Annotated in this window: 15 protein-coding genes; 11 read left to right on the top strand and 4 right to left on the bottom strand. The window is 44.0% G+C overall.

What is annotated here, in order from left to right:
- Positions 1 to 112: 112 nt before the first annotated feature.
- Positions 113 to 1729 carry a DNA polymerase III subunit epsilon gene (gene dnaQ, locus ACT3S4_RS00415; protein ID WP_201560718.1) on the bottom strand — a complete coding sequence of 539 codons (1617 nt, stop codon included), beginning with the start codon at positions 1727 to 1729 and terminating at the stop codon, positions 113 to 115.
- 424 nt (positions 1730 to 2153) lie between these two features.
- On the opposite strand from dnaQ, the gene ACT3S4_RS00410 reads away from it, so the two are divergent.
- Complete coding sequence (locus ACT3S4_RS00410; RefSeq protein ID WP_201560719.1) at positions 2154 to 2708, top strand: hypothetical protein; 555 nt, start codon at positions 2154 to 2156, stop codon at positions 2706 to 2708.
- 91 nt (positions 2709 to 2799) lie between these two features.
- Complete coding sequence (locus ACT3S4_RS00405; protein ID WP_201560720.1) at positions 2800 to 3105, top strand: hypothetical protein; 306 nt, start codon at positions 2800 to 2802, stop codon at positions 3103 to 3105.
- Positions 3106 to 3228: 123 nt separating this feature from the next.
- Here ACT3S4_RS00405 and ACT3S4_RS00400 read toward each other — a convergent pair whose 3' ends face one another.
- On the bottom strand, positions 3229 to 3627 hold the full coding sequence (locus ACT3S4_RS00400; RefSeq protein WP_201560721.1) for a YkvA family protein: 399 nt from the start codon (positions 3625 to 3627) through the stop codon (positions 3229 to 3231).
- A 254-nt stretch (positions 3628 to 3881) separates the two neighbouring features.
- Here ACT3S4_RS00400 and ACT3S4_RS00395 point away from each other — a divergent pair, with 254 nt between their 5' ends.
- On the top strand, positions 3882 to 5147 hold the full coding sequence (locus ACT3S4_RS00395) for an LD-carboxypeptidase (RefSeq protein WP_201560722.1): 1266 nt from the start codon (positions 3882 to 3884) through the stop codon (positions 5145 to 5147).
- A 61-nt stretch (positions 5148 to 5208) separates the two neighbouring features.
- Here ACT3S4_RS00395 and ACT3S4_RS00390 read toward each other — a convergent pair whose 3' ends face one another.
- Entirely contained in the window at positions 5209 to 6231 is a 1023-nt protein-coding gene (locus ACT3S4_RS00390) for a GlxA family transcriptional regulator (protein ID WP_201560723.1), read from the bottom strand.
- Between the two features lie 203 nt (positions 6232 to 6434).
- Here ACT3S4_RS00390 and ACT3S4_RS00385 point away from each other — a divergent pair, with 203 nt between their 5' ends.
- The 6 genes from ACT3S4_RS00385 to arfB all read left to right on the top strand — a co-directional run bounded on the left by ACT3S4_RS00385 (position 6435) and on the right by arfB (position 12539).
- Positions 6435 to 8240 (top strand): acyl-CoA dehydrogenase, encoded by a 1806-nt coding sequence (locus tag ACT3S4_RS00385; RefSeq protein ID WP_201560724.1) that lies wholly within the window; start codon positions 6435 to 6437, stop codon positions 8238 to 8240.
- A 22-nt stretch (positions 8241 to 8262) separates the two neighbouring features.
- Positions 8263 to 9270 carry an NADP-dependent oxidoreductase gene (locus tag ACT3S4_RS00380; protein WP_201560725.1) on the top strand — a complete coding sequence of 336 codons (1008 nt, stop codon included), beginning with the start codon at positions 8263 to 8265 and terminating at the stop codon, positions 9268 to 9270.
- Between the two features lie 3 nt (positions 9271 to 9273).
- Positions 9274 to 10056: an SDR family NAD(P)-dependent oxidoreductase gene (locus ACT3S4_RS00375; RefSeq protein WP_201560726.1), complete on the top strand. Its 783-nt coding sequence runs from the start codon at positions 9274 to 9276 to the stop codon at positions 10054 to 10056.
- 172 nt (positions 10057 to 10228) lie between these two features.
- Positions 10229 to 10993 (top strand): SDR family oxidoreductase, encoded by a 765-nt coding sequence (locus ACT3S4_RS00370; protein WP_444760169.1) that lies wholly within the window; start codon positions 10229 to 10231, stop codon positions 10991 to 10993.
- Positions 10994 to 11210: 217 nt separating this feature from the next.
- A complete protein-coding gene (locus ACT3S4_RS00365; RefSeq protein WP_444760168.1) occupies positions 11211 to 12065 on the top strand; it encodes an HpcH/HpaI aldolase/citrate lyase family protein in 855 nt (284 codons plus the stop codon).
- A 60-nt stretch (positions 12066 to 12125) separates the two neighbouring features.
- A complete protein-coding gene (gene arfB, locus ACT3S4_RS00360) occupies positions 12126 to 12539 on the top strand; it encodes an alternative ribosome rescue aminoacyl-tRNA hydrolase ArfB (RefSeq protein ID WP_444760167.1) in 414 nt (137 codons plus the stop codon).
- A gap of 31 nt (positions 12540 to 12570) precedes the next feature.
- On the opposite strand, the gene ACT3S4_RS00355 is transcribed toward arfB, so the two are convergent.
- Positions 12571 to 13770: a sugar transporter gene (locus ACT3S4_RS00355; RefSeq protein WP_444760166.1), complete on the bottom strand. Its 1200-nt coding sequence runs from the start codon at positions 13768 to 13770 to the stop codon at positions 12571 to 12573.
- A 576-nt stretch (positions 13771 to 14346) separates the two neighbouring features.
- Between ACT3S4_RS00355 and ACT3S4_RS00350 the strand changes: the two genes are divergently transcribed.
- Together ACT3S4_RS00350 and ACT3S4_RS00345 are read left to right on the top strand one after the other, a co-directional pair.
- On the top strand, positions 14347 to 15312 hold the full coding sequence (locus ACT3S4_RS00350; RefSeq protein WP_201560731.1) for a LysR substrate-binding domain-containing protein: 966 nt from the start codon (positions 14347 to 14349) through the stop codon (positions 15310 to 15312).
- A 273-nt stretch (positions 15313 to 15585) separates the two neighbouring features.
- Complete coding sequence (locus tag ACT3S4_RS00345; protein WP_444760165.1) at positions 15586 to 16857, top strand: 2-aminoadipate transaminase; 1272 nt, start codon at positions 15586 to 15588, stop codon at positions 16855 to 16857.
- The last annotated feature ends 26 nt before the right edge of the window (positions 16858 to 16883 follow it).

Below are 16883 nucleotides of genomic sequence, written 5' to 3'. Positions count from 1 at the left end.
TGATCGAAAAAGCACTTGCTGGTGATGTTTTAACGCTTAATATAACAATAATCAAGCCTATATTATACAAATGTTATTGCTCAAAGATTGATATCATCAGCTTATACGGCGACTACATATTGGCTTTTAACTCAGGATACGCTTCTGCGAGCGCGGCATACCACTCTTGATTGGTATTTTCATCCATAGATGACTCTAGCAATAAAGACGCTAAATTGGCAAAACTGGCGTGGGCTGTCTGCCCGCCATCTGTTTGCGTGTCTTCTTCGATGGCGAGTGTAACCTGTCCACCTGTCATTGCCAGATAAACTTCTGCTAAAATCTCTGAATCAAGTAAGGCGCCATGAAAAGTACGATCTTGCTTCCCCACATTTAGGCGACGCACTAAAGCATCTAGGGTGTTTTTTTGCCCAGGATATTGCTGCTTTGCCATGACCAGCGAGTCAGTCACTTGTACGCGCTCGGCAAAGTCGTTCATACCAACTTTGGCAAACTCCATGTTTAAGAAGTTCATATCAAAGGTGGCGTTATGAGCGATGATTTCTGCGCCGTCCATAAAATCATAGAGCGACTGAGCAACTTGATCAAAGGTAGGTTTGTCGGTCAAAAATGCCTCAGAAATACCATGGATACGAATGACCTCGTCATCCATGCCGCGCTGTGGATTGATATAAACGTGGAGCTTTTCACCCGTAAATTTACGCCCGATCATCTCCACGATACCGACTTCGATAATACGGTCGCCTTTTAACGGATCAAGACCTGTGGTTTCAGTATCCATAATGAGCTGGCGATCAGACTCATGACGATGGATAGGTTTGGGTAGCAGCGGTATGAAATACGGATTGGCACGACTGGTGTCACCGTCGAATTTTGGTGTATCAGCTTCTTCTATGCCAGTAACGCTAGCGGGCACATGATCATTTATCGTTGCATCAGTCATAGACGTTTGGGTTTCCGGCATCTCTATTTTACTCATTGGTTTGCTAGCATTATGCTGATAGCGATCGGCTTCTATTACAGCATCTTTACTTATCATATCATCGGCAGGGTTTGTATCGTTATCAGTGCCTATGACATCTTCGTCAAGCTCATCATCTGCCATATCCAGACCCAGTGGATCGAAACTTAGCCAGTCATCGTGAGCAGCATTTTGCGCTGTATTAGGCATTATTTGCCCTTTTTTTTTAGCCGTGTCTTGCGGCTCTATGCTTGATAATTCTTCACTGCTGGACGTCACGCCCAAGTTTGCCAGCTCGTCCGCTTTTTCATTGCCTGCATGTCCTGCGTGACCTTTTACCCAATGCCAGTCAACATCGCGCTGCTGGCATAGCTTGTCTAATTGCTGCCAAAGGTCTTGATTGGCGACGGGTTTTTTACTTGCCGTTTTCCAGCCTCTTTTTTTCCAACCCTCTATCCATTCGGTGATGCCTTTTTTGACATAGCTTGAGTCTGTCCAAATCTCGAGGTTGTGCTCATGCGGGCTATGGGTTAGTGCTTGTATTGCGCCCATCAACTCCATGCGATTATTGGTTGTCTCTTTATCACCGCCGTACAAATCTTGTGTACGTCCATCACTAAAAATGAGATGTGCGCCCCAGCCACCCGCGCCCGGATTGCCTTTACAGGCACCATCCGTATAGGCCACGGTGGTGTTTGATTTGGCGGCCAACGGATTCATCGCGTTACTGGTGTTGAATGGCTGCGCTGAGGTGCGATTGTCTGACATAAAAAATTATTGACCTAAAAATTGATAAAGATAGGGAGGGTTGGAGGGATTTTGCTAGCGTTGTTTTTACACCAGCGATTCCGTTATATTTTGGGAATGAGTATAACAAATCTATCGTTAATATGGGCAATCGTAATGCACAAAGTCGCCAAAAGCACAGATCATAATAGTAACCTTGCTATTTTCTGTTAAAATGAGCTGTGTTGCGACACAGTATCAAACGGTATTGACTGCGCAGCAGAAAAAACAGCAGTTTGCTGGCGTCAATGAGTAGCGCAAATCATTCGACAGTGCCAATAGTTGATGAAAACACGCCCTAAAAAATAATGCTAATAGCAACATTGTCGTCATCACTGTTTAAAGATAGTTTTTTTTAAGACAATTTTCATAAAAGTTTAATGCATGAATGCAGGATAACCCTATTATGTCCTTACGCTCAAACATTTTTTATAAAAGGCTGATGTGCTTACCAGTCGGCATAGCGGTGAGCAGCGCGCTATTTTTAAGTGCTTGCAACGATAGCAACATTCAAGCTGATACTGGAATGGTCGAAGCGGCGACAGACTTATCGGTTTTTGAAGGTTGTTACACGGTTAGTCATGACGAGCCTGCCCAAATAAAAATCAGTCAACAGGATGACTCGTGGGTGATGCAGATGAAAGAGCCGGCAAGTGCGAAGCGCGTTTGGGATGACGCTGAGCCGCTAGAAGTGATTAAAAATAGCGACATTCCGCAGTTTTTCTCTATTGACCCTGACAATGTCGATGCGGTCATTGGGCGTCCTGATCGAGTGCTAGTACTGGCTCATGTGAAGCCTGCCTATGCCAATATCGATCCACTTTTAGATAGTGAATACTTATCCTATATTTATCGCGGTGCCAATACCATCTATCGTGTCGAGTGTGATGATGTTAATACCGATATTTTAGCCAATCCACATGCCAATATTGTGATTGATAATGTTAATGAGAGCCTCTAAAAAAGCATGGCTCATAAACAGAATTTAAGATCGATAGTGTTATTTTAAACAGTGTTTTGCTATAAACCATATGTCATTAGAGTTAAGCAATATGAATTTTTTCAGTTACGTGGTATTGGGCGGATTTTCTTATGCAGCGGGTTGGGCAATCAGAACCTATGTACTTGATAAGAAGCCTGAACCTGAGCAACATTACAATCTAAAGCATCCTGCAATTTTGGCGTATTTAGGCGGTTTCTTTATTATTATGCTGATTGTCTCGTGGCTGATTGGTCGCTATGCGCTTGGGCATGCTGCTATCGATTTGCCGTTTATTATTATCAATAGCCTCGTTGCAACCTTTGTCTATTCGTTCGGTCTCAATCCAGAAAAAGCGCGTTATGATGTTCCAGATTAACACACGTAGATAATTGCTATTAATGAATAAAAAAGCCACGGCTGATACATTGATTGTCAGTCGTGGCTTTTTATAACGATTATTTTTTATAACGATCATTTTAGGATGATAGCTTGTACAAAGTTACCTGTTTTTCTTTAAGTCAGTAGCGGTTTGTTTTTTCTTCCAAGTTTGATATTTTTGCAAATCTTTTTCGACCAACTTCAAGCAAAAGGTGAGGACTAGCGCATCGTCAATATGACCGATAAAGGGTATGAAATCTGGAATTATATCGATTGGGTTGAGAGTATAGAGCAGTCCAACCACACCTGCTGAAATGGTCTTGTAGGGAATATCGCGATAGTTTCCTTGATAGTAGTCTTTAATCAAGCTCATGAATAGCATCAAATCTTTGGCAAAACGCTCAAGATGGCTACTGTCTTTTAGCTTTTCTTGCAGTTTTTCTTCTTCGTTGATGAGGTACTCTAAATCAGTATCCAATATGTCCTCTTTTTTCTGTTTATCAGTCGCTTTCTCAGCCATTATTATTATCCTTATTTAACCGAAATCGGTGTTCTCATACTACAACAAAGTCGCGGAATGTGCCAATAAGGCTAGGTTTTTGATGTGTATCATGGCTAGCATGGCGAAAAATTAAATAGTGGCAAAGGTTGGGCAACTATCATCGCCAAAAAAGCGTTTACAATATGCTGCTGTGCGGTTTAAGCAAGTAGACTGCAAAAATAAAGATGATGCAAAAGTATATTAAAATAAAAATGATAAGGTGGCAGAGAGAGATGGTTTTCAAGAGTCAGTTATTAACAGATGATAGAAACAAAAATGAGCATACAGCGATTAAAACAACATCTGGGCTAAGCCGTAGGCAGTTTTTGCGTCGAGTAGGTGTCAGTGCGGGTACTGCTGCATTAGCAAGCCAAAGTATCTCTCAGGTTTGGGCCACCAGTTCTATCGAGCCTAATGGCAGCACTCAGCTTACCAAAGATGATTTGCCAACAGAATCGTTAAACGAGCAGGCATCATTAACGCAGACTAACTGTATCGCGCCTACGATTGAGACCAGACTGTTTGCCAGCTCCAACGTTGGTGGTAGTGGTGACCGCACCCAATTGGCATTGGAGCGTATGGCCTGTGCAGGTTTTAAAGTCAATAACTCTACGATTACCAATCGCCAGTATCTGCGTTTTGCTGGTACGGATTCGCAGAGAGCGAGTGACCTGCAAAACATCGCTACGGGTGCAATAGCCGCCCCAAAATTGTTACTCGGCGTGCGCGGCGGCTATGGTGCGATGCGTATATTACCCATGGTTGACTGGACAACGCTAGGACGGATTATGAAGGAGCATGGCACGATACTCGCAGGGTTCAGTGATGTGACCGCTATCCAATGTGCGCTACTGGCAAAGGGTGATATGAGCTCACTCGCAGCACCGATGCTCTATAGTGAATTTGGAAAAACTGTCCCTGATCAAGTCAGCTGTCGACAGTTTGTTGAAGCACTAACCAATCCCAATCTGGTTATTGATATATCAGACGCTACCTTAACTAGTCCCAATTTACCCAGTATTCTAACAAGTGCTGAGCCCAAAGCAATAACGGGCACTATATGGGGTGGTAATCTAAGCGTGGTGTCAGCGCTGGCAGGTAGCGAGTATTTACCGCGCATTGATGGCGGCATTGTTTTTTTGGAAGACGTGGGCGAGCAACCTTATCGTATCGAGCGCATGCTATATGATTTGTATCTGGCAGGTGTCTTTAAAAATCAACAAGCGATTGTATTTGGGGCATTGTCTGGTACAGGAGAGGACAGTTATGACAAGCGTTATGATGTCGCGACAGTCATTCGCCAGCTGCATAAATTGACCGGATTACCCATTTATAGCGGCATGCGCTTTGGTCATATTGGACAAAAACACAGCTTTCCACTCGGAGTAACTTGTCAGCTAACACTTAATACCGATGGCGGGTATCAGCTAGTATTTACCGATTATCCAACCATTAAAGCAGAAGCTATCCATGTCGAAGGGCTATGGCAGAATGCTTAAACGCTAATCCCTAACTGCTAATCCCTAACTGCTAATCCCTAATTGCTATTCACTGCCATAACTAAATCGCTAACCGCGAAAACTTGTCCTGATACTCTTTGGGGGTTAGCTCTGTCGCCCGTTTGAATAGACGCGTGAACGAAGAGATATCATCATAGCCAACTTGCTCGGCAAGCGATTTTATGGTCACATCGCCTAACTCTAGCAAGCGTTTTGCCTGCTCAATTCTGACGGCCTGAATATATTCAATCGGGCGCATGGCAACAGCAGACTGAAAGCGCCTGTTCAACGTCCGTGGGGTGATATTAACCATGGCAGCCAATCTAATCACCTGAATAGTCTGATAGAAATTTTCCTCAATGAATTCTTGTACCTGCTTGATCAATTGGTCTGAATGCGGCTTATGCAAGGTCACATTGGTATAGCTGTTTTGACTGCCTCTCTTGCTATCGATAATTTGAGTTTTGGCCACTTGAGTAGAAATCTCACGTCCGCAATAGCGCTCTATCAATAACAGTCCTAAGTCAAAAAATGCACTACCACCCGCCGCACAAAATATATTACCCGACTGGCTGTCTGACTTGTTCTTTGAGTGAGTGACAAACTGGTTTTCTTGTAAATCAACGAGTGGGAAATCTGCTTTGAATTTACTGGCGTAACCCCAGTGCGTGGTGGCGATTCTATTATCTAATAATCCTGCCTTTGCCAAAAAGAAAGCACCGCTACAGTTGCTGGCTATATCTGATCTAGTGTCTGCCAACCGCGTTAGATGGGGTATCAAATCTGCATTTTGGTTCAGTGCCTTATCGATTGAATCACCAATCGTCGGAATCAATAGCAAGTCGCATTCCGCCACGTCCTGAATATCGCAATGTGCTTGCATGATTAAGCGGTTGCTACATCTGATATCTATGCCACCAACGCTTGCTATCTGCACATTGAACCGTGGTTCTACTGGCTCATCTAAAAATCGTTGCCAACTGACACCCGTAAATGAAAACAAGTCTAACGCACCTGTCAATGCACTGCCGAGCACACCATCGAATCCGATAATAATGACTTTAAAGGGTTTGAAATAGGGCATGGATGTCTATTCTCCTTTCGCTGTGGCTGACCAAAATTTTATTTTTCTGAACAAAAATACCGATTTTTTATCTGAATTTTCTGAATACAAGTACTATTTATGTCGTATTTGACCATAATTATGTCATAAATGACAATACGGTAAGGCGTTAAATTAGATTAATATCGATTGATAACCAAATTTAATCAGTTAACGAGAATACTATGGCAGCAGATACGCTAATCAATGACTTTGAGTTACCTTTCCAATTATATGATGTATTGGGCACTGAAAATTTAACCAAGCATGCTAAGTTTGCAGAACATAGCCGCGAAACGTTTGACGCAGTACTGGATACGGCCAATAAAATTGCGACCCAGCTGTTTTTGCCACACAATCATATTGCCGATAAAAACGAACCACAGTTTGATGGCAAAAAAGTCAGCATGATAGACGATGTTAAGGTCGCTTTTGATGCTTTCCGTGAGTCAGGCTTCATCGCGGGTCGTTATAGTTTTGAAGACGGCGGTATGCAGCTGCCTGAGACGGTCATGACAGCCGTGGCAGGTTATTTTATGGCTGCCAATCCCTCAACCACTGCTTATCCATTTTTGACCACTGCTGCAATCAATGTGATTTCACACTTTGCTAGTGATGAGATTAAAGCCGCCTTTATGCCGCGCATGCTGACAGGTGAGTTCACCGGAACGATGGCATTAACAGAGCCGCATGCAGGTTCATCACTTGCAGATATCAAAACCACTGCGGTAAAACAAGATGATGGCTCATACCGCGTCAAAGGCAGCAAGATCTATATCTCAGGCGGCGATCACGAACTGTCTGATAACATTGTTCATTTAGTATTGGCTAAAGTCCCAGGTGGTCCGGGCGGCGTCAAAGGCATCTCCTTATTTGCGGTACCTAAGTATCGCTTAAACGAAGATGCATCGGTCGGCGAACGCAACGACGTACATTTGACCGGACTAATTCATAAGCTGGGCTATAGAGGCACGACGTCTACGGCATTGAGCTTCGGCGATGAGGGCGAGTGCCATGGTTATCTCATCGGTGAAGAGCATTTTGGCCTGCGCTATATGTTCAAAATGATGAATGAGGCGCGTATCGCTGTCGGTTTTGGCGCATCGATGGTGGGCTATCGCGGTTATCAATACTCACTTGATTATGCCAAAGACAGAACGCAAGGCAGAATCGCTCCAAACAACAAACCTGAAGATGCGGCAACTGCCATCATCAATCATGGTGACGTAAAGCGCATGCTATTGGCACAAAAAGCCTACTCTGAAGGCGGCATCTCATTATGCCTATATGGTTCAAACTTGATTGACCGTATCAACACTTGTGAAGATGAAACGCTAAAGAATGAGCTAACAGAATTACTAGACCTGCTCACTCCAGTATTAAAAGCATGGCCATCTGAGTATGGGCCAAAAGCCAATGATTTGGGTATTCAAGTATTGGGCGGTGCAGGTTATACACATGAGTATCAAGCCGAGCAGTTCTGGCGTGACAATCGCCTGAATCCTATCCATGAAGGCACAAACGGCGTGCAAGCATTAGATTTGTCATTTCGTAAGTTATGGCAAAAAGGTGGTCTGGGTATTCAAATCCTCAAACGTGAAATCACAAAAGATCTAGAAAATATCACTACACCTGAGAGCGCTCAATTGGCAGGTAAATTGATGCCTTACATGGGTCACTTGCATGAAGTATTGGTGCATCTCAGCAAAGTTCTACAAACCGAAGAAGCAGTGACATTGACGGGCAACGCGCAAGCACTCATGAATATCTTTGCCTCGATTGTGCTGAGCTGGATTTGGATTCGTCAAGCGAGTAAAGCTGAGCAGCTATTAAGTACCACGCAAGATGCTGAGCAACAGAATTTTTATAAAGGCAAGATACAAGCGGCCAAATATTTTATCGATTGGGAATTACCATTAATCAAACGTGATATCGAATTATTAACCAACACCAACTCGGTTTGCACGGATATGCAAGCGGACTGGTTCTAAGGACAACTCTAAGGACAGAGACATGACAAAAATGAATAAACAGTGGCGATTAAAAGCAAGACCAGTAGGCGAGCCTAGTGCCGAGACTTGGGATTATACTGAGACAGAAATCCCGACGATCACCGATGGTCAGCTACTGATTAAGGTTGAATACATCTCTATCGATCCGGCGATGCGTGGTTGGCTAAACGATGCCAAATCTTATATTGCACCGGTACAGATTGGTGACGTCATGCGTGCTGGTACTGTAGGTGAAGTGATTGAAAGCAAGCATGAGAAGTTTGCGGTTGGTGACTATGTCGCAGGTCACGATGGCGTGCAGTCTTATGCCGTCAGTGATGGTGCCAATCTGTATAAAGTTGATCCAAAACTTGCGCCATTGTCTTATTACTTGGGTGTACTCGGTATGCCGGGTATGACAGGGTATTTTGGTTTGCTAAAAACAGGTCAGCCAAAAGCGGGCGAGACTGTGGTCGTCTCTGGCGCAGCTGGTGCCGTTGGTAGCTTGGTTGGTCAAATTGCTAAGATCAAAGGCTGCCGTGTTGTCGGTATCGCAGGCGGCGCTGAGAAATGCAAATTCTTAGTCGATGAGCTTGGGTTCGATGCAACGATTGACTACAAAAACGAAGATGTGAAAAAAGCACTGAAGAAAACCTGTCCTGATGGCGTTGATGTGTACTTTGACAACGTAGGCGGTGATATCTTGAATGATGTGCTCACACAAATCAATCTGCATGCGCGTATCGTCATTTGCGGTGCGATTAGTCAGTATAACAACACCACAGAAGTCAAAGGCCCATCGAACTATTTATCATTATTGGTCAATCGTGCCCGCATGGAAGGCATCGTAGTATTCGATAATCTCAAAGAATATCCAGTCGCCATGAAAGATATTGCTGGCTGGATTCAGTCAGGTGATATGAAAGTAAAAGACCATATCGTTGAAGGTATCGAGACATTCCCAGATACTTTGATGATGCTCTTTAAAGGTGAAAACTTCGGCAAACTGGTACTTAAGGTAGAGGGATAGATCATGACACTGAATACAAATGGAATTGCATCAGATGTAACGGGCAAACGAATTTTGATCACGGGCGGTGCCTCGGGTATCGGCGCAGCAAGCGCGTTATTGCTAGCCAGTCGCGGCGCAAAAGTCGTGATTGGGGATATGGCAGAAGAGATGGGGGCTGCGGTTGCCCAGCAAGCTCAAGACGCTGGCAACAGTGTTGTATTTAAAAAAGTAGACGTGACCAGCGGTGATGAAGTACGTGCGTTGTTCGACTTTGCAGTGGAAACGCTTGGCGGTCTAGATGTGGTGGTAAACAACGCTGGTATCGACCATAAGCCTTCGCCAATGCATGAGCTAAGCGATGATGACTTTGATCGCAATATCGCTGTGAATTTAAAAGGTGTTTGGCACTGTATGCGCGCCGCCGTCAACTGTATGCTGCCTAATGGTGGTGGTCATGTGATTAACGTGGCATCTATCGCAGGTCTGCGTTCAGCGCCGATGATCTCAGCCTATAGCGCGGCTAAACATGGTGTTATGGGTCTAACCAAATCTGCTGCTCATGAGTACGCGCGTGCCAATATTCGTTTTAACGCGGTATGCCCAAGCTTCATTGATACGCCTATGGTACGCAATACCATGGCAAAAATGGATGAACGCGCGCAAAAAGCCACTATTAATGCCAGTCCATTACGCCGTTTGGGAGACGTTAACGAAGTGTCTGCCGCGATCGCATGGCTTGCAAGTGATGAGAGTACCTTTATGAACGGTCATGCGTTTACCCTCGATGGTGGCATGTTAGCTTAATATTCAAATAACTGCTAAATCATTACGGTGTTAGCCTCGCTCGATGTACTATGCGTACTATCTACGCTCGGCTGCCTTGTAATGAGTTTGCAGTTTTTCGAATATAACTTATTATGTACCTACGATAAAAATCTTAAAATTGAAGAGCTGATTTACAAAATCATAAGGAACAATGATGAAAGATTTATTTGATTTAACCGGTAAGGTCGCTTTGGTTACTGGCGCAAGCCGCGGTATTGGCGAATCTATTGCTCGTCTATTGGCATCAAGAGGAGCGCACGTGATCGTCTCTAGCCGTAAGATTGATGCTTGCCAAGCAGTCGCTGATAGCATAATAGCAGATGGTTACAAAGCCAGTGCCTTTGCTTGTCACGTGGGCGAGATGGCGCAAATTGATGCGATTTTTGAGCATATCAAAAGCGAGTTTGGCCAAATTGATATCTTGATCAATAATGCCGCAGCCAACCCATATTATGGTCATATCTTAGATACAGATTTAGCGGCTTTTGATAAGACCGTTGAAGTCAATATCCGTGGTTACTTCTTTATGTCGACAGCCGCTGGAAAAATGATGCGCGAGCAGGGCGGCGGGGTGATTTTAAATACCGCATCGGTCAATGGCTTGGTTGCGGGTGATAAGCAAGGTATCTATTCAATCACCAAAGCGGCGGTCATTAGCATGACTAAAGCCTTTGCCAAAGAGTGTGGCCCACTCAATATCCGTGTCAATGCTTTATTGCCGGGTCTAACCGATACCAAGTTTGCTTCTGCCTTGACGACCAATGATAAAGTGTTAAAAATGGCACTACATGCTATTCCACTAGGACGTGTTGCGGATCCTGACGAGATGGCTGGCACGGTATTATATCTAGTGTCTGATGCATCAAGTTATACCACGGGCGCGACTATCGTTGTCGATGGTGGTATGTTAGCTTAATCAGTAAAGCTACAGCATATAAGTTCAAGAACAGTTTACTATTAAGAACTGCATGAGATTTATTTTCATGCGGTTTTTTTGATTTTATTTTTGATCAAGTGTTTAAATACGCTTAGTGTCACTGCATCGATAGATTATTAATTTAAAGTAAAAATAGGCTGTGTAATGGCATAATAAAGGTACGAACAGCTACTTGAACAATATAATGGAGTTACGCATGGAGTCAGTGACCAATCATAAAATAAATATAATCTCTCAAAATAAAACATGGCTATTCGTGCCAGCGACTCGTATCGACAGAGTAGCGAAAGCCTTTGCTAGTGGCGCAGATGCAGTTATTGTCGATTTAGAAGATGCTGTTGCGTCAGAAGATAAAGCAGATGCCCGCAAAGCATTACAACAATATCATGACAGTGCAGATTATCAGCCGATTTGGCTACGTATTAATAAAGCAGGCGGCGGAGAGTTTTTTAAAGACATCGTGCTTTGTCAGAAAATGCCTAATTTGGCTGGTGTGTTGTTAGCCAAAGCTGAACAAGCATCAGATATTGAGAGCGTGCACCAGCTTACTAATTTTTCTGTAATTGCCTTGATTGAGAATGCCATTGGATTGTATCAACTCGATAGTATGGCAAAAGCAGTTGGGTTAGCCGCGTTTAGTTATGGGTTTTTAGATTTATGCAATGATTTGCGGGTACAAGTAGGCACGCCTGCTGCAGATATCACTGCTAACCAGATTCGCTATCAGTTGGTTTTAACCTCTAAAGTACATGAGTTAGCCGCGCCCATCGATACGGTTTATCCTGATTTTAATGATGAGATAGGACTAAGCGCCCGAGTAAGTTTATGGTCACAGATGGGTATGTCAGGAATGCTGTGTATTCATCCCAAACAAGTAGCTGTCGTCCAGCAGGCATTAAAGCCGACTGACAAAGCATTGTCATTTGCTCAGCGTGTGGTCGAAGAGTATGAGCGAAGCGGGCAGGCAGTGTTTGAGATAGATGGTCAAATGGTAGACGCGCCAGTGATTGAGCGTTGTCGCCAGCTATTAGGTTATTTATTGACGAAGTAGAAGGGGAGCAAATAATGGTTTATTATGCATCATACTTATTTATGATTTAAAAAGAGCTCTATGATTTTCATTAGCAATACCATTAGCCTTAATGACAATGAAGTAGAAATTAGCGCGATACGTGCGCAGGGCGCTGGTGGACAGAATGTCAATAAAGTGTCGTCTGCTATCCATCTGCGTTTTGATATCCATACCTCAAGCTTAAGTGATGAGCACAAACAGCGTTTATTGGACAGTAAAGACAGCCGAATTACCAAAGAAGGCGTGTTTGTGCTTAAAGCGCAACAGTTTCGTACGCAAGAGCGCAATAAGATAGATGCCTTTGAGCGGCTGCAAAGCTTTATTATAAAAGCCACTCATGTCAATCAAACCAGAAAGCCGACTAAACCTAGCAGAAATGCCAAGCGTAAACGCGTTGATGCAAAGACTCAGCGCGGTAAAACCAAAGTGTTACGCGGTAAAGTAGATTTTTAAATAAGCAGCTTATTTACTATCAGATTTTTAGCTAACCAAGTCTTCTACTTAACTCGGGAAAGCGCTTTATCATAAACAGCATCAATATCAGTGCCATACTAGCGATAGCCGCGCCAACATAGCCCACACTTGATATGGAGATATGCGTCACTGCATAACCACCAAACAGCGCACCGGCGCCAATGCCTAAGTTAATAATCCCTGAGAACATTGACATCAGCATGTCTTGGGCTGTGACATCAACCATGATGACTTTGGCTTGCATAGAGATAATCAGCAGCATCAGCGCGGCGCCCCACAGTAATGCAATGAAACTCAGTGCCCAGATGGAGGTCACGGCAAACAATAGCACCAGCATAGATAGCAGCATTAATATGATCGATATCAGCATCAATCTGGTATTAAAACGATCACCCCAGCGACTAAAAATCACACTGCCCGCAATCCCTGCCACCCCAAATAATAGCAGCACAACAGTCGCGGCGTTTTCACTGATAGCGCCAACCTGACGCATGAAAGGTTCGATATACGAGTAAGCCGTATAGTGCGCGGTAAAGACCAATAAAATAAGCAGATACAAACAAACCAATAAGGGGTTTTTAAGCAATTCTGGAATCTTTCTAAACGAGCCTTCAAACATACTTGGCAATGTTGGCAACAGCCTTGCTTGTAGAATAAATACGATGAAAGCAATCACGCCAATACCGCCAAAGGTCGCCCGCCAGCCAAACCATTGACCGACTAAGCGCCCTAGTGGCACACCGAGCACCATCGCTAATGAAGTACCGGTCGCCAGTACGCTAAGCGCCAGTGCTTTTTTGCCTTCTGGTGCTACGCGTATCGCAATCGCTGCGGTGATTGACCAAAATATGGCGTGTGATAGAGCAATACCAACACGGCTAATCAGCAATACATCAAAGCTCCATGCAAATACTGATAGTACATGACTGGCAATAAAAACCACAAACAAGCCCAAGAGTAAGCTTTTACGCTCAAAGCGGCTGGTAAGTAGCATCAATGGCAATGACATGGCCGCGACAATCCACGCATAGAGCGTCAACATCCAGCCAGTCTCAGCCGTAGTGATGGAAAAATCTTGGGCGATGTCACTTAATAGGGCAACGGGGACAAATTCGGTGGTATTCATAATAAAGGCGCTGACGCCCATTAAGAATACTTGGAAATACTGAGTTCGGCGAGCATTTGCGCTCACCTCAAGGTTATGTTTCATATGATCCAATACAAATAAAGAAGGCGCTAATAGTGCAAATTAGCTGAAAAATAATTCATGAGTTTAAGAATAACGGCGGCATAGGTCGTAATGATGAAAAAGAGGAGGGCAAGATAGCAAATCAGTTGCGGTATGTCAGAGCCTATCATCAGACCTTGCTATTTTATCAGGAATCGACGGTGTTTTTTGTAGGAGAGTCTTTAAAATTAGTGACCGAATAATTGGTTGAATGCTTAAGTAAATCCGATGATGGCATCAGTGTCAGTTACATAGTGCTTATAGTGAGGTATCGCTATTTACGCTTGAATATAGGTATGATGACGCCATAGGCTAGGAATGCCTGATAACGTGATTTTAAATAATCATTGATATTTTACTAGGGCGTGTCTTCATTTCAAAAATGGCGATAAAAATGAGATAAATTGCCGTCAAACAAGAAGAATAGCGTAGATAATATCGAGATATTAACAAGCTATTTGACGATGTTTGGCAAGATTTAGCCATTTTTAACCCATTTAGATGACTATCGAGTGAATTAAGGACACGCCCTAATATGGAATAAAAGAAAAGCAATCTATGAAAACAGACACCAATAAACCATTAGCCTTTAGACGATATCCTTCAACGACGGCGCTGCAATGTTTTGAGACCGCTGCCCGTCATTTGAGTTTTACCAATGCCGCGCAAGAGATGCACATGACCCAAAGCGCCATCAGTAAGCAAGTGGCGCAGTTGGAGGAGATGCTAAATCTGTCTTTGTTTTATCGGACGCCGCACCGGATTTCATTGACCCCTGCTGGCAAGTCATATTATCTTGAAGTATTAGAGATTTTAAAACATATCGAGGTGGCGACCACCAATTTGATGTCGCATAGCAGTAATACCGAGCTGCTAAAAATCGTCTCGCATCCGACATTTTGTGCCCGTTGGTTGATTCCAGCACTCAGTGGCTTTAGTCAAGAATATCCCCTTATTAACTTGGATATTAAAGAGCTGGCGGGACCGTTTTTTTCTGAAGACCAAAATGTCGATATTGCTTTTTTATATGGTGATGGCATGTGGAGCAATATGGAGTCTATAAAATTGTTCGATGAATACTGCGTTGCGGTCTGTCAGCCGCAGTATTTGCGAGATAAAACACTGAGTACTGAGTGTTTGACAAGTAGGGAATGTTTGGATGATTATGTGTTATTGCAAATAAGTTCGCGCTTAAGTGCGTGGTATGAGTATTTTAAGCAACAAGATATTAGCGTCGATGGCACCTTTGTAGGTCCACGTTTTGAGACTTTTCATGCTTGCATTTCTGCCGCCTTACTTGGCTATGGTATAGCCTTGGTGCCGTTACGCTTGGTTGAGCCTGAGCTACAATCAGGCGCTTTAGTGATGGCGTGGGATTATGCGGCAAAGGGTCGCGGCAGCTATTATGTGACTTATCCTGTCTCTTCAGGGCAATCGCATAAGGTCAAAGCGGTTTTAGAATGGATTACGGCTTATTTAGCAATCTCAGATGAGCGTGAAAAGGCGTTAGGGTTGGTTTTATAATGTCACTTACGTTTATTTATAACCTAAAGTGTTTTTTATAGCACTGGTCTTGTTTTTTTTATCCTACAAAGTTGTTTGCTGTGAAAATTTAACAAACTAAAAAAATAAAAAAACTGCCTTGATACGCAGTTTTTTCGTTTTTAAAGGATTCGTTTAGGGAGCTAATTTACTGGTAATGACAAAAAGGAATGCCACCACAACTATTATTCGTTTGCTGCCGGAATGATGTTTTGTTGAAATGAGTCTAACTCAAGGAAGAGATAGAGATTCATCATGGACAAGCTTTATAACGTGACCGATGCCTTTACGATGGTGCATCCGCTCACGCTCATCAAAGGCAAAAATGCCAGAGTTTGGGACGACAATGACCGCAGCTATATCGATTTTGTTGGTGGTATTGGTGTTTTAAACTTTGGTCATTGCCACCCCCACATCGTTGACGCCATCATTCATCAAGCCCAGTCGCTGATTCACTATGCCTACAATGCGGCAGCGCATCAGCCGTATCAAACCTTTATGCCGCGATTATGCGAGCTTGTTCCCATCAGCGGTGAGCTGGCAGGCATGCTCACCAACTGCGGTGCAGAAGCGACCGAAAATGTCATAAAGATAGCCCGTATGAAAACGGGTCGCACAGGCGTCATTGCATTTGATGGTGGGTTTCATGGACGCACACTGGCTGCCGTTAATCTCAATGGTAAGGTCGCCCCTTATAAGCGCGGACTTGGTGCGTTGGCCAGCGGCGTTTATCATATTCCTTTTCCCAGTCCCGATAATAATATCAGCGACGAGCAAGCGATTGAAGCGCTCCAGCGTTTATTTGTGGTAGAAACCGATATCGACAATATCGGCGCCATCATCGTAGAGCCAGTACAAGGCGAGGGTGGTTTTCAAATGATGTCGCCCACCTTTGCGCAATACCTACGTAAGTTTTGTGATGAGCATGGCATGTTACTTATCATGGACGAAATCCAATCTGGCTACGGGCGTACTGGTACGCCGTTTGCTTTTACCCATTTAGGGATTGAGCCTGATCTTATCTTACTTGGCAAGAGTATCGCGGGCGGCTTGCCTTTAGGCGCAGTCATAGGCAAGGCTAGTGTGGTCAACGGTCTACCCAAAGGCAGTTTGGGCGGTACTTATTCCGGCAATCCAGTCGCTTGCGCCGCGGCCAATGCCACGCTTGATATCATGCAAGCCGATGACGTTTGGCGGTCAGCCAAACATTATTCAGAGACAATTCAGACGACTATCAGCCAATGGCAACAAGAAGGTATCTCGCCTTGGTTGTTTGGTCTTACGGGTATCGGTGCGATGCGTGGTATCGAGCTGCGTCATCCTGAGCATGATGTGCATCCGAGTGTGATGGCGCAAGTATTAACCAAAGCGCGTGAGCGTGGTCTACTGCTGATGCCAAGTGGGCAACATCGGCATATCATTCGCTTATTGCCACCACTCACCATAGAGCCTGACACCCTAAAAGAAGGGCTAGATATTCTAAAAGAGGTGCTTATCGCGATTCCTGATGGATTGCCTGCCGCTTAATGTTTAGGAGTGCTTAGGATAGGTAG

The organism is Psychrobacter sp. AOP30-A2-5 (genome assembly GCF_052378115.1).
Taxonomy (GTDB): domain Bacteria; phylum Pseudomonadota; class Gammaproteobacteria; order Pseudomonadales; family Moraxellaceae; genus Psychrobacter.
This window is presented reverse-complemented; position numbering and strand designations above follow the sequence as displayed.

Excerpts from the sequence above, each read along its gene's own strand:
- ACT3S4_RS00375 (WP_201560726.1), top strand. The coding sequence starts at position 9,274 with ATGACACTGAATACAAATGGAATTGCATCAGATGTAACGGGCAAACGA.
- ACT3S4_RS00395 (WP_201560722.1), top strand. The coding sequence starts at position 3,882 with ATGGTTTTCAAGAGTCAGTTATTAACAGATGATAGAAACAAAAATGAG.
- ACT3S4_RS00370 (WP_444760169.1), top strand. The coding sequence starts at position 10,229 with ATGATGAAAGATTTATTTGATTTAACCGGTAAGGTCGCTTTGGTTACT.
- ACT3S4_RS00405 (WP_201560720.1), top strand. The coding sequence starts at position 2,800 with ATGAATTTTTTCAGTTACGTGGTATTGGGCGGATTTTCTTATGCAGCG.
- ACT3S4_RS00345 (WP_444760165.1), top strand. The coding sequence starts at position 15,586 with ATGGACAAGCTTTATAACGTGACCGATGCCTTTACGATGGTGCATCCG.
- ACT3S4_RS00365 (WP_444760168.1), top strand. The coding sequence starts at position 11,211 with ATGGAGTCAGTGACCAATCATAAAATAAATATAATCTCTCAAAATAAA.
- ACT3S4_RS00390 (WP_201560723.1), bottom strand. The coding sequence starts at position 6,231 with ATGCCCTATTTCAAACCCTTTAAAGTCATTATTATCGGATTCGATGGT.
- ACT3S4_RS00350 (WP_201560731.1), top strand. The coding sequence starts at position 14,347 with ATGAAAACAGACACCAATAAACCATTAGCCTTTAGACGATATCCTTCA.
- ACT3S4_RS00355 (WP_444760166.1), bottom strand. The coding sequence starts at position 13,770 with ATGAAACATAACCTTGAGGTGAGCGCAAATGCTCGCCGAACTCAGTAT.
- ACT3S4_RS00400 (WP_201560721.1), bottom strand. The coding sequence starts at position 3,627 with ATGGCTGAGAAAGCGACTGATAAACAGAAAAAAGAGGACATATTGGAT.
- ACT3S4_RS00385 (WP_201560724.1), top strand. The coding sequence starts at position 6,435 with ATGGCAGCAGATACGCTAATCAATGACTTTGAGTTACCTTTCCAATTA.
- dnaQ (WP_201560718.1), bottom strand. The coding sequence starts at position 1,729 with ATGTCAGACAATCGCACCTCAGCGCAGCCATTCAACACCAGTAACGCG.
- arfB (WP_444760167.1), top strand. The coding sequence starts at position 12,126 with ATGATTTTCATTAGCAATACCATTAGCCTTAATGACAATGAAGTAGAA.
- ACT3S4_RS00410 (WP_201560719.1), top strand. The coding sequence starts at position 2,154 with ATGTCCTTACGCTCAAACATTTTTTATAAAAGGCTGATGTGCTTACCA.
- ACT3S4_RS00380 (WP_201560725.1), top strand. The coding sequence starts at position 8,263 with ATGACAAAAATGAATAAACAGTGGCGATTAAAAGCAAGACCAGTAGGC.